Here is a 12898-nt window from a genome sequence, read left to right as displayed (position 1 = left end):
GTTACATCGAGGCTTCGTAGAGTTTCACTAGGTCTTCGCGCGTGGTGGGGCGGGGGTTGCAGCGGTGGCAGGCGTCGATGATGGCTTTGTCGGCGAGCTTCGGGATGTCGGCGGTGGTGACGCCGCGCATGGCGAGGCCGCCCGGGAGGCCCAGTTCGGAGCGCAGGGTGCGCAGGGCGTCGGCGGCGGTTTCGGCGCGGGGATCGAGGATGACGCGGACGCGCTCGAGGCGCTCCGGAATCGTCGATTGGTTGAACTCGACCACCGCCGGCAAACAGAGCGCGTTCGCCAACCCGTGGTGCAAACCTTTTTCGCTCGAGAGCGGGTGCGCCAGCGAATGGCACGCGCCGAGACCCTTCTGGAACGCGACCGCGCCCATCATGGCGGCCTTCATCATCGCACCGCGCGCCTCGAGATCGTCGCCCTTGCGCACCGCGCGGGCGAGGTACTTCGCCACCAGCTCGAGCCCGGCCAGCGCAATCCCGTCGGCCATCGGATGGTCACCCAAGGAACAGTAGGCCTCGAGGCAGTGCGTGAGCGCATCGAAGCCCGTCGCCGCCGTGACCGACGCGGGCATGCTCACCGTGAGCGCGGGATCCAGAATCGCTGCCTTGGCAAGCAAGTAGGGGCTGAAGATCACCGTCTTGCGGCCCGTCGCCGCCAAGGTGACCACGCCCGAGCGACCCACTTCGCTGCCCGTGCCCGCCGTCGTCGGAATCGCGATGGTCGGCGGTACATTCGTCGTAATGAACTTATCGCCGCCGGTGGCGTCGTCGTAATCGACCAGCGGGCGCTCGTGCGTCGTCTTGAGCGCAATCAATTTGCCCGCGTCCAGCGGGGAGCCGCCGCCTACGGAAATGATGATATCGGCCTTGTGGGCCTTGTAGGCCTCCACGCCGTCGAAAATGTTCTTCTCCACCGGGTTCGGATCGACGCCGTCGAAAACGGCCGCCGCGATCCCTGCTTTCTTCAACGTCTCCGTGACGTTGGCGACGATGCCGGCTTTCACCACCCCTGCATCGGCTACGACGAGCGCCCGCTTCGCGCCGAGGCGCTTGACGTGGTCTCCGAGCGTGGAAAGCGCGCCATTACCGTAAACAATCGTCGTCGGAAAGCTCCAAGTCACCAGATCGCTCATGTCCTGGGGCTATCACGCTTGCCACTTTCCTCGGAAGGGCGATTCGCCTCATCCACCCGTGCCGACGGTGCTGTCTCTTTCCGCCGCCAACAAATCGTCGACCTCCCGCCAGAGTTCGTCCAGGTCGAGCAAAAGGACACCGCACCCCGGTATGTTCGACACGCACCCTTCGCTGGCGCCCACCGCGCGCACATAGCGGCCGTCTGCGCCCAATTCGAATACCTCGAGCGAGCGTAGGGCTGGGTCGATGATGCCGTACAGCTTGATCCCGAAAGCGGCATATTCCTGCAGCTTATGGATGCGATCCCGCCGGGCGTCGCGCGGGTTGTGCGACACCACCTCGAAAACCAAGTCCGGCGGGTCGTGAATCAGCCCTTCGGCGGTCGGCTTGCGCCCGTCCAGGTACACGGCGGCGTCGGGTTTTCGGCCCCGGGTCGAGGAAACGGCGTATTTCGCGTCAGAACTGGCCACGAACCCGCCCCGCCGGCGCGCCCAGCGCCGCAAGTTTTCGACCAGCCAACCATTGACCAAACCATGAAGGAAGCTCGGCATCTCCTCTTCCTCGAGGTACCCGTCGACGAATTCCCCCTCGACGTCCTCATCGAGGGCTGCCCATTCTTCGATGGTCATCGGGCGCCGGGGGTTTGCGCCGCTTCCCATGCCGGGATTTTACCATGGTAAGCTCTACTTCCCATGCTCCCCGAACGAAAGCAGGTGCTCATCGTCGACGATGAGCCGAATCTGCGCAAAATCCTGTCGGCCCAACTCTCGCGCGACGGGTACGACGTCCTCACGGCCGAGGACGGAGAGCAAGGACTCCAGCTCTTGCGCGAGCACCATATCGATCTGGTCGTCACCGATCTGAAGATGCCCAAGGTCGATGGAATGACGCTCCTTCGCGAAGCCCTCCGCGAAGATCCCGACCTGCCCATCGTCATGATCACCGCCCACGGTACGGTCGACACGGCGGTGGAGGCGCTCAAGCTGGGGGCCTTCGATTACCTGACCAAGCCCTTCGACAAAGACGAAGTGCGTCAAATCGTGGCCAAGGCGCTCAAGACGCGCCAGCTCGCAGGTGAGGAAGCCTCGCCCACGGAGCCGGGGGCCGGGGCGCGCTTTGGCATCATCGGCAGCTCGCCCGGCCTCACCGAGCTGTACGCCGTGCTCGAGCGGGTCGCCGATACGCCCACCACGGTGCTCATCACCGGCGAAAGCGGCACCGGCAAAGAGCTGGTCGCCCGCGCCCTGCACGATCACTCGTCGCGCAAGGACAAGCCGTTCATCAAGGTGAATTGCGCGGCCATTCCCAAGGAACTCATCGAAAGTGAGCTCTTTGGCTACGAGCGCGGTGCATTTACCGGAGCGGTCACTTCGAAACCGGGGCGCTTCGAGCTGGCCGGCGGCGGCACGCTGTTCTTGGACGAAATCGGGGAGATCCCGGTGGAGATGCAGGTCAAGTTGCTGCGCGCCCTGCAGGAGAGCGAGTTCGAGCGGGTCGGCGGCATCAAGACGATTCGGGTCGATGTGCGCCTGGTCGCGGCCACGAACCGCGATCTCGAGAAGCTCATCGCGCATGGCTCCTTCCGGAAAGATTTGTTCTACCGCCTGAACGTGGTCGGCATTCGCCTGCCCGCGCTGCGGGAGCGTGCGACGGACATCCCGCTCCTCATCGAGCACTTCCTCGCGAAGTTCAACGAGCGGCTCAAGAAGTCCGTGGTCGGCGTCGAGCCCGAGGCGATGGACCTGCTCACGACGTACTCGTGGCCGGGCAACATCCGCGAGCTCGAGAACGTGGTCGAGCGCGCCGTGCTCTTCTCGGATGTGCCGCGGCTGCGCGTGCAGGATCTCCCACCCGAGCTTCGTTCGGGTTCGCCGTCGGTGTCGCCCGTGCCCATGGCCGAGGCGGACTTGCAGGCCGCGCTCTCGAGCGAGGGCGGCATGAAGGAGCACGTCAAGGTGGCGATGAGCCGGCTCGAGCGCGAGCTGGTGAGCCGCGCCTTGCTGCAAACGGGCGGCAACGTCACGCATGCCGCGCGCCTGCTCAAAATTTCGCGCAAAGGCTTGCAGCTCAAGATGAAAGAGCTCGGGCTGCGTGAGGGGGCGGGCGGGGCTGGCGAGAAAGGCGAGTGAGTTCCCGCACGTGGGTCGCGATCACGGCGGCTCTGGCTGGTGTTGCCGGTGTTGCGTGCGTTGCTTGCGCGCCGGGTTGCACCAAGCGCGAGCCGCAGGTGCTCGCCGACGCGGGCTCACCCGTGTCCTCGGGTTCGGCCATCGCCTCTTCCCCTACGCCATCGGCGTCGTCGTCGGTGGGGGCGCCGCGTCCGGGTATGGCGTGGATCCCGCCTGGGGTGCTGCGCGCGGGCACGCCGCCCGATCGCGTGCCCCGCGTGCCGGACGAAGAGTTGCCCGGCACCGAGATGGTGCTGGGCGGTTTCTACATCGACGCGCTTCCGTATCCGAATGAAGCGGGGGCCATTCCCACATCCAACGTGACCCACGACGATGCCGCTCACTTGTGCGAGGCCAAGGGCAAGCGCCTGTGCACCGAGTTCGAGTGGGAGCGTGCCTGCAAAGGCGCGGACAATTCCACCTACGAATACGGTGACGCGTACCGCGCTTCGGCCTGCGGCATGGGCGTGGCCATCGAACACGCCGCCAAGCGACCCAGCGGCGAGCGCGTGCAGTGCAAGAGCGACTTCGGCGCGATGGATATGCACGGCGGCGTCTGGGAGTGGACCGACAGCCCCTGGGCACGTGGCTCGTCGCAGTCGAATCTGGGCGTACTGCGCGGAGGCAACGCGCTCGCCGGCGAGCTTGCAGGGCGTTGTGCCAACGCCATCGGTCGTCCGACTTCGTCCAAGGGACCAACCATGGGCTTTCGTTGCTGCGCCGGTCCGCGCAACGCGCAGACGAACGATCTCGTGGTGAAGCCCGGCACGCCACTCGAGCGAAGCGTGAAGCCCGCGGATGTCGGCGCGCCGTTCGCCGCGGCCGGAAGCAAAAAGTGGGGTGCATCGGAGGCGGCGCCCTTCGTCTCGCGCCAAGCGTGGACATGGCATCCATCGGCCAACGAGGAACTGTTCATCGTGACCGGCTGCGCGCGCAGCAAGGAGGCCGACGAGAAGCGACCGCCCTCGGGCTGCGGCGTGATGATCGGTCGGGTCCCGCCAACACCGGGTGGGGAGCCGGTCGTGCTGACGAGCATCGACTCCGGTCGCGATGCCGCGGAGGTCGTGCTGTTCGGCGACGCGCGCCACCTGAGGATGCGCGGCCTGGATCTCAAGGGGAGTTTTCTGCGCGAAATCCTCTATGCGTACGGTCGGGTGGACGTCGGCCCCGTAAAGCGTTGAGACCGTTTGGTCGTATGGGACCTGGCGCGTCCCATACGGCAACGTGGGATACATCTTTCGGGAAGGATGTCCGATCCCCACGCGTCGATCCGAGACGGTCGCCGCAGTGGTACGATTCGATCTGGCACAGAGGGCATAGGCCGATGGCGGAGATCGTCCCCACACCGAATAGGGCGCGCTCCTTGGGGGAGATTCAACGACGTGGCCCCGAGCGGATCTCCGTTGCGCCCATTTCGCAGCGCCAGCCAAACCGCACGGAGGATCCCGAGTTCAATCTGCGCCTGATGTGGCCCATCGCGCGGTACTTGGAGGACCGCGGCGGACGGGAGGAGCTGGAGGCGTTTGCGCAATCGTGTGGGCTCGACCCGGCGGATTTCGAGGGGAAGAGCAAGTGGGTTTCGTGGGAGCGGCTCGAGCTTCTGCTCTCCAATGCCCGCGCGGCGTTGGGCGACGACGAGACGTTCAAGGTGGCCTGCACGCACCGCATGGCCGAGGTGTACGGTCCCGCACGCGTCCTTCTTTGGGCGCCCGCGCCCAGCTTGGTCTTCCGCGCCTTGGAGATGTCGAATCGCTTCTACACCCGTGTGGGCGAGTTCAAGTTGGTCGCCCGCGGGCGCAACTTCGCGCGTGTCCGTTGGACGTCGTCGCGACCCGAGAGCCGGCTCGTGTGCCTCTCGCGGCAGGCGCAGACATGCAAGTTGCCCACGCTCTGGGGCATGCCCGAGGCGATGGTGCGCGAGTACTCGTGCGTAGCCCGCGGCGACAAATGCTGCGAGTACCATTTCTATTGGTACAGCGGCCGCACTGGACTTTTCGCGGTGACAACGTTCGCATTGGTGGCGTTGGTCACGTTTCTCGCGTCGCCGGGGTTGCTCGGCACGCCCATTGGCTGGACGTTGCCCATCTTGTCGGGCGCCCTAGCCCATATGTACGAGATGTTTCGCGGCGACCGCGCCGACCGCATCACGCGCGAGGAAGTCACGGATGCCCTGCGCCGGGTCGCCAACGAGGAGGCCGAGGCGAGGCGCGAGATTGTCCTTTTGCACCAGCGGCAGCGGGAATGGACGCGGCTTCTCGAGGAAGAGAACGTGGAGCGCTCCGCGACCTTGGCGCAGATCGCCGAACGCGTGGAACAGCTGCAAGATGCACGCGAAAAGACCCTGCTCGGCTTTTCACATGATTTGCGCAATCCGCTGACCGCGATTCAATTCTCGTCGGATTTTTTGCGCGAAAATAGGGATTTGCTCGACGCCGAGGGCAAGCTGGTCCTCCAAGATTTGGAGAGCGCGATCGCGCACATGCGAAACATGCTGGCCGAGCTCATGGTGGTGGCCACTGCTCAGCGCAACATGATGACTTTGGCGCCGACCACCATCGACGTTGCCGGGCTGGTGGAACGCCTGCGACGTCGGGTGCGTGCTTTGGTGCATGGCCGCGACGACGTGCGCGCCACCGTGGTGGCCACGCGCGAGGCACCGAGTTCGATCGAGATGGACCCGCTGCTGCTCGACCGGGTGCTGGACAACCTTCTAACGAATGCTGCAAAGTACACGGATCGTGGTGCCATCACCGTCGAAGTCGACGGCGTCCGCGGCTTTCTGGTGATCCGCGTGAGCGACACGGGCCGTGGCATCAAAGCCGACGATCTCGAGCGGACGTTCCGCCCCGGCGGCTCGGATCCGCACACGCGCGCGAAAAATAGCTATGGCGTGGGCCTGTCGGTGGTGGTGCAGCTTCTCGGGCGCATCGGTGGCACGTTGGAGGTGATGTCGAAGCCGGGCAAGGGCACCACGTTTTGGGTGCGTTTCCCCGTGACGTTCGAAACCGAGAGTGGTCCGCGCCCCGCGGAAAGCGATACGGGCGAAATGCTGACGCGCGTGGTGAAGATCCGGAAAACGTCGAATACGTAGATATAGTACCGCCGATGCGTAGAAGGTTGTTCGGCGCGCTGGTCGCGTTGTTGGGCGTGGCGGCGGGGTGTGGGAGCGATGAAGCCGCGGCGAGCTCGGGGCCGTTTTGCAAAGGGCAATCCGCGCCGCATTTGCTTTGTGCCGATTTCGACGAGGGGCCGGTGAACAGCGGCTGGAGTGCGCTGGACGTGCGCAGCGGGGGAACCGTCGAAACGGTGACCAATCCCGTGCAGTCGCCGCCGGGTGCGGCGTTGGCGCGGGCATCGGCCGACGCGCGTGCGGTGGCGTACCTGGTCAAGACGTTGCCCGGGCCCGTGACGCGGATGCATCTGGCTTTCGATATGCGCATCGAGGCCGCGGGCAAGGGTGATTCCGGCGCAACGATTCTCAAGTTGGAAACGTCGACCGGCCACCAGGTGACCTTCAATGTGAACCATTCGGGCGATGGCCTTGGCTGCAGCGGCGCAGAATTCGTAGCGGGCGCCGAGCCCAGCTCCGTCGTGTGTGCAGGGCAGGGGTTGGCGAGGGCGACGTGGACGCGCGTCGACGTGGAGGCTCATTACGCCGAGGGCAGCGGCAACCTGGTGATTCGATTGGGAGAGCAGGTGGTGGAGCTTCCACTGCACGCCTCGCTGGGGCCGACGTTTGGCGTTTCTCTCGGGGTTCGGACGTATGCCGGGGGCGGGGAGTGGCAGGTGGCGTTCGATAATGTGTTAATCGATTAGGGTCCCCATTTTCTATTCTATCGGGCGTAGCGGGTGGCAACGATGGACGGGGTTTCCACATTTTTGCCCGCGCTGATCGATACGGCGAGGCGGACGAATTGGGCCATGGACCAGGCGAGGGGGGTGGCCGAATCGGTGCCTTTGCCGAAGACGAAGCCGTTGGCGTCGGGGCGGTCCCAGGCTTGCTCGGGAATGAGGTAACCCTGGTTCGAGCTGCCGGCCATCGTGGCCAAATACGATGTGGCGCTGCGGCCGTTGGCGATTTCGTATTCACCGCGCTCTCCGGAAAAGATGGGCCAGAGCCGGCCTCGCCCCGCGCCGGTGTACGGGCCGCCGCTGTCGGTCTCGCCGTAGCCGTCGTGGTTGTAGCGGTACCACATCGCACCCACCGGCGTGTTCACGCGGATGTTGCGGTCGACCACCGCGAGCGATGCCGCGATGTTCGCGTCCGTGGGGCGCTTCACGCCGAGGCGAATCAACTCGAGAAAGCCCGCATCGACGACATCGCGCTCGTCGTGGCATCCGCCTCCGTTGGCGATGCACAAATTGTGACCATCGTTGGGATTCCCGTTGTCGTCGATGCGCACGTAATAGGGATTGCCATCGAGGTGCCCGCTGCGGGTGAGCGTCCACGCTTCCACGTTTTGCTGCCAGGAATCGGCCGTCGCGAGAAAGGTGTTCGCCGCTGCGGTGTCGCCGTTTTTCTGCGCGATGTCGGCCGCGCAGACGAGTCCTGCGATTTCGGCGGCGAGCGTCGACGGCGAGTAGCCACCGGCCTCCTCCCACCGCTCCTGCGGCGTCGACGGACCGTGGCTCACCAGGAAATTCGCAGACGCCTTGACCTTCGCGTACGACGCCGCGTCCGTCCGGCCGAGTTGCCACGCCAGGATGCTCGGAAAGGCCACCTCGTCCAGCTGCAGGCTGCCCCATACCGGCGTTCCATCGAGCCGCGTGTTTTGCGGATACGAGCCATCCGGGCGTTGCTGCACGTTGAAGAGATAATCGAGCGCACGATTCGCTGCCGCGCGATCGCCAATGGCAATTTCCGCCGTGCCCATCTCGTACAGGTCGCGCGCCCACACCGCGTGGTAGCCGGCGGTGTTGCTGTTGTCGGCGTTGATGGCCTGTCCCCACGGCACCGTGAGCGAGGCGACGAACGCGCCCGTGTACGTCTTGTCTTCGTGCGCCTTCAACGTCATCGCCGCCACTTGGAACTGCGTGGTCATTCCAGAAACGCTGGCCGGCGGCGCTGCCAGCGATGCGAGGTAATTGCGCCATCCCGTCTTGTAGGACGACTCGACGGCGCTGAATCCGCGATCGAGTGAGGCCTGCGCGGTGTTGGCGGCTTGCGTGCCATCCGTGCCGAACGCCAAGGCCAAGGTGAAGCTCGTGTCCGTGCCCACGGGGACCTGCGCCGTCTGGACGAGGTTTCCCCCGGCGGAGGCCGTATCGTAAATACCGGACAAGCGGTGATCGTTGCGAAGTTGGTTGTACCCGTCGCTCGATGTGCCGCTGTACCCGTTGGTGGCGCTGCTGAATCCCGTCGAGGCGGCGAGCGCGCTCGCCACCGGCCCATCGCTCGCCACGAGCTTCCCATTCACCGTGGCGCCGGTGTCGCCCATGCCGCTGTTGTTGAGCGAAGGATTGAAAAGCACGTAGAGCTGCAGCGCTCCACCCGAGAGCACTTGGAAGCGTGTGCGGATGAGCACCGTGGCCCGATCGGGATCGGTGACGTACGTTTTCGTAATGCGGTATCGGCCGCTCTTGGCCGTGTTGATTTGACGGTACTCTAGAGCCTTGGGATCGACCAATTGCACATCGTGCGTGGTCGCGTCGCGCTCCAGCTCCATGAACGACGAGCCGTCGGTCACCACGTATTGCAGGTCCTGCACGTTCGCGGTGTCGACCTGCGGGTAATAAATCTCGTGGGTGATGCCTTGTCCAATCGTGTACCAAACTTTCGACGCGGCGGTGGTCGATGTGCCGAGTCCCTGTTTGGCGCCGGTCGTCCAGGCGGAGCCGATGCCCGGTGCGCCAGGAGCATCCGCGAGCAGCGCTTGTCCTTCCTCCCCCGAATCGCGCGCGGCGCTACTACAGCCCAAAAAGGCCATGCCCAAAAAGATTTTGGGAGCGATTCCGAGCGAAATGCGATTTCGGATGGCTTTCGGCATGGCCACCGTCTTACGCCGATATCACCTTACCCGGTATACGATTCGTCCTGCTCGATGCGGGAAAGGACCCAATCGAATTCGCCGGCGGTCACTTTGGCGCGGCAGAACTGGCAATTTCCGACCATGCTGATGTCGAGTGGCGCGCCACAGTTTGGACATGCCGCGTCAGTGCGCGCGGGCCCTTGGCGCTGGCTTCCGCGAATGAAGGTCCAATATTCGCTATAGGTTCGTTCGCGGCTGCGGCTTCCCGAGAGCACTTTGCCGTCGTCGGAAATCGTGTAATCGGCGCCCGTGGCGAAAATGCGTACGGTGATGGCATCGTACACTTTGTCCGAGAGAACGTTGGCCAGGTCGATGCGCAGGATGCGTGCGTTGTCGTTCATGTTGCGGCACCGGGCCTGCACGTACAAATCGATCCAATAGACCATGGACTGAAACAGATTGTCCGAGACGTACGGGCGGATGCGCGCCGGCTCGCGCCCGGACCACGCGCCCTGAAGCGCTCCGAAGATGTGCGCGGCGCGATTCGTGAATGCATCCCAATTGAAGGCAGGGTCGCGCTGCTCGAAGGCGTGGATGCGCGGCACCGCTTGCGGATCCACCAAGGTGGGCTCGTTGGTGCCTGTTTCCTGCACATCGCCGGTGAGCAACGGGCCGCGGCGCTCCTTGGTCATCGTGGAGAGGTAGCCCACGTTCCAATCGAAGCGCCCCCCGCCCACGTCTTGTTGGCAGAAAGCGCATTGCGTTCCGCGCATGTTCTCGAGCGGAGCCCCGCAGTTGGGGCAATCGAGCGTGCGCGCCCGGGCCGGCGGCCGCGATTGCGCCGTGCGTGCGCGTGAGAGGCCCATGCGATCCGTCACGTAGAAGCGCTGCTCACCGCCTTGTTGGTTCACCTCGACGTAGTTCACCTCGAATTCGAGCTCCACGGAGACCGTCGCGGCATGGATGTTCGAGGTGCCTGAAAACCCGGTAAGGCGCATGGCACCGATGACGATTCCCCGCACATCGGCCAGGGCAGAAGCGCCGGACGCACCGGCTTGAAGATTCTGCGCTAGTTGCGGGGACAGGAAGGCCGTAATGCTGGCCAACCTGCCGGCCCCCGCGCGTGCGCGTTGGATTTCCGCATAGAGCAAATAGACGAAGTCCTCGAATAGGACGACGGAGAACTCCGGATCGATGGCGCGAAGCGCATCCAGCGCGGATCGGGGAACCGCTCGTGCGGCTTGAGGCGGCGGTGTCTCGACGCGTTGGACGCGGGTGACGCTTTGCGGGGTGGCCGCAGTCGACCATTCCTGCACTTTGCTGCCGAGCATCGAGCGGCCAACGAAAATGGCGGCAACGATGAGGACCACCGGAATACCGATTCCGGGATGACGAAATACGAGCCATACGAGCAGTTCGATGAGGAACCCTCCATCGCCACCGCCGCTGCTGCTTCCACCGCCACCACCGCTCGAGCGGCTGCGGCTTCCCCCGGAATAAGATTGTCCTCCGCCGGGTCGAGCGAACGCCACGGCAGCGACGCAAAGCAGGACACCGAACGCGATGCCCGATATCAAGAGGATGCGACGCGCGCGCGGTGTCATTGGACCTCGTCGGGGAGTTCGTTGATGTCGTCTTCGCGACGCGGCATCGCTTTGCCCAAAACCGGGCCAAGTTGCTCCAGGGCAATGACGAACGCGTTGAAATCCAGTTGGTAGGTCGCCCGTTCGAGGCGATCGCATGCAAGCCTGTACTCTGCACCCAGTTGGTCGGGGCGGATTCCTAGGTCGGGCACGATGACGCAGGTGCGCTCGAAGGCGGATACGAAGACGAGTATTCCGTTGCGTCCGCTCGTGTTGGAAATGCCTAATTCGTAAAAGGCGGCACGGCCTGCGCGAAGGACATTATCCGCCAGGGTGCTTTTTCGAACGAGCCAGCGGCGAACGACGCTCACCTTCGCGGACAAGAACGCACCGATGGCGAAGGCGCAGACTCCCTCCAACGCGATCGTTCCCAACGTGAAAACCGTAGGAGAGACGAGCATGTAGGCCACGAGAACGCCCATGAGGACGAAGCCCGCGTGGTAGTCGGCCGCCCGATAATTCCCCGAGGAGCGCCGCGCCGCGACGACGATTTCCGCCGAGGTGCACGCCTCGACGGCTTTGACCGCGGCCGACGTTCGGGCCTTCGCGTCACCCCCGAAAAAACCATCAAAAAGACCAGCGGCGAACGAAGCAAGCGTCATGTGGGCAACTCTACTCTCAGCTCCTCTTCGCTCGGAATGCAAAAAGCAGTGTGAAATCACTTGCAAGATTTGATAAAAAAGTCGGATCGACTGGGCGATTGTTGTCTGCGCGCGCTATTCTCAAGGGGGTGGGTGATTCTGAAGGAAGGTCCCGACACACAGTCTCACGTGCGTGTGCAACGAATCATGCGTCCATGGTGCGGCGCGTGTCTTGATGGGGGGTTCGGGGTTCGCAGGACCTCTCGTGGCCGAAGTGCTGCAGTCCGCTCGAGGGCGAAGTAATGAGTATGGCGAAGAAGAAGGAAGAAGGACTCGACACGCCTCGACCGCCCTCGGCGAAGGATGCAGCCGGCCGTGGGGTCGCGCCTCCGCTCCCCGATGGCGTTCGGTACCGTGAGTCGACGCCGAGTGGCGTGCAGATCTCCGCTTCGAGTGCAACGGCACGCCCGTTGGCCGCTCCGCGGCGATCGGGAATCGAGGAGTCCGAAGCATCGTTCAAGTCCGGAATTACGAAGGCCGAAACATTGGCGAAACAAGATGGGGCCGCAGGACGTATCGCGCGCAACTCACGCAAAACGCCGCCCGAGCGTCCGGAGCTTTCGGCGAGCGACGTCGAATGGTGGGCCGAGTCAGCACTGAACTCGACACTGGAGTCGAACCTCGAGAAGGGCGCGCCTGCGGCGCCGGCTTGGTTCGAAACGTCGCAGGTCGTTGCGATTGAAGAGACGGCCTCGATCGACGATCCGAACGATCCGAATTACGGCGATCGCATCACGCCGGTGTTCATGGAATCCATCACGCCGGTCTTCCCGGAGTCGAAAGTGCGCGAAGTCATGGCACTTGCCGACCAAGTCGAGAAGGCCAAGGCGCATGCGGCCAAGACGGCCCCGCCTCCTCCAACCCCGCGAATCATGCCGCCGCCCGCACCGCCGATGCCCGCGGTCACCACGCACGCCGTGAAGTTCGCGGTGGAGGCGCCGGTATGGGACGTGCCCGTCGTCGATGCGCCGAGGTCGTCTCCATCGCCTTCGCATGCGCGCCCGGTTGCTCCGCCCATGCCTCCGCTACCCGCGTCGCGCGTAGCGCCCGCCGTGGTTCCGGCGGTGTTTCCTCCGCCGGCTGTTCCTGCTCCTGTTCCTGCTCCTGCTCCTGTTCCAGCTAGGGCGGCCCCGCCTGCTGAGCGAAAGCTGCCGTCGCTGCCCGGTGTTTTCGAGGACGAAGGGACGGAGGACGAGCTCCATGCGGTCTCGCTCGCTTCGGCTGGAGCGCACGTCGGCGTGGCCATTTGGGTCGCCGTTGGTTTGATCCTCCTCTTGGTGGCGGCCACGATGGCGACGGTGGGGTAGCTTCTTTTTCGGAAGCTACTTGACTAAAAGG

General features: G+C 64.4%; 10 protein-coding genes. 5 read left to right on the top strand and 5 right to left on the bottom strand.

The features are described 5' to 3' along the window. Position 1 precedes the first annotated feature (1 nt). Together LZC95_46590 and LZC95_46585 are read right to left on the bottom strand one after the other, a co-directional pair. Positions 2-1138 carry an iron-containing alcohol dehydrogenase gene (locus LZC95_46590; GenBank protein WXA93911.1) on the bottom strand — a complete coding sequence of 379 codons (1137 nt, stop codon included), beginning with the start codon at positions 1136-1138 and terminating at the stop codon, positions 2-4. A 48-nt stretch (positions 1139-1186) separates the two neighbouring features. Continuing rightward, positions 1187-1798, bottom strand: coding sequence for a Uma2 family endonuclease (locus LZC95_46585; GenBank protein ID WXA93910.1), 612 nt, complete (start codon positions 1796-1798; stop codon positions 1187-1189). A 33-nt stretch (positions 1799-1831) separates the two neighbouring features. Between LZC95_46585 and LZC95_46580 the strand changes: the two genes are divergently transcribed. From LZC95_46580 to LZC95_46565, 4 genes are all read left to right on the top strand, one after another. Next, positions 1832-3268, top strand: a complete 1437-nt coding sequence (locus LZC95_46580; protein WXA93909.1) for a sigma-54 dependent transcriptional regulator — start codon at positions 1832-1834, stop codon at positions 3266-3268. Continuing rightward, positions 3265-4488, top strand: coding sequence for an SUMF1/EgtB/PvdO family nonheme iron enzyme (locus LZC95_46575; protein WXA93908.1), 1224 nt, complete (start codon positions 3265-3267; stop codon positions 4486-4488). Before LZC95_46580 ends, LZC95_46575 begins: the two co-directional genes overlap by 4 nt. A gap of 143 nt (positions 4489-4631) precedes the next feature. Further along, complete coding sequence (locus LZC95_46570; protein ID WXA93907.1) at positions 4632-6398, top strand: HAMP domain-containing histidine kinase; 1767 nt, start codon at positions 4632-4634, stop codon at positions 6396-6398. Between the two features lie 14 nt (positions 6399-6412). Continuing rightward, entirely contained in the window at positions 6413-7123 is a 711-nt protein-coding gene (locus tag LZC95_46565) for a hypothetical protein (GenBank protein WXA93906.1), read from the top strand. A gap of 17 nt (positions 7124-7140) precedes the next feature. Here the strand turns inward: LZC95_46565 and LZC95_46560 are convergent, their stop codons facing one another. From LZC95_46560 to LZC95_46550, 3 genes are read right to left on the bottom strand one after another with little or no spacing between them, the layout of a single operon-like run. Continuing rightward, positions 7141-9294 (bottom strand): glucan 1,4-alpha-glucosidase, encoded by a 2154-nt coding sequence (locus tag LZC95_46560; GenBank protein ID WXA93905.1) that lies wholly within the window; start codon positions 9292-9294, stop codon positions 7141-7143. Between the two features lie 26 nt (positions 9295-9320). Further along, positions 9321-10880, bottom strand: a complete 1560-nt coding sequence (locus LZC95_46555; protein WXA93904.1) for a Tim44-like domain-containing protein — start codon at positions 10878-10880, stop codon at positions 9321-9323. After that, a complete protein-coding gene (locus tag LZC95_46550) occupies positions 10877-11521 on the bottom strand; it encodes a hypothetical protein (GenBank protein ID WXA93903.1) in 645 nt (214 codons plus the stop codon). The genes LZC95_46555 and LZC95_46550 overlap by 4 nt, the downstream gene beginning before the upstream one ends. Positions 11522-11808: 287 nt before the next feature. Between LZC95_46550 and LZC95_46545 the strand changes: the two genes are divergently transcribed. After that, positions 11809-12867, top strand: coding sequence for a hypothetical protein (locus tag LZC95_46545; protein ID WXA93902.1), 1059 nt, complete (start codon positions 11809-11811; stop codon positions 12865-12867). The last annotated feature ends 31 nt before the right edge of the window (positions 12868-12898 follow it).

The sequence above is a fragment of the Sorangiineae bacterium MSr12523 genome, from assembly GCA_037157775.1.
Lineage (GTDB): Bacteria > Myxococcota_A > Polyangia > Polyangiales > Polyangiaceae > Pendulispora > Pendulispora brunnea.
The sequence above is the reverse complement of the archived record's forward strand: the minus strand, read 5'-3'. Positions and strand labels throughout refer to the sequence as shown.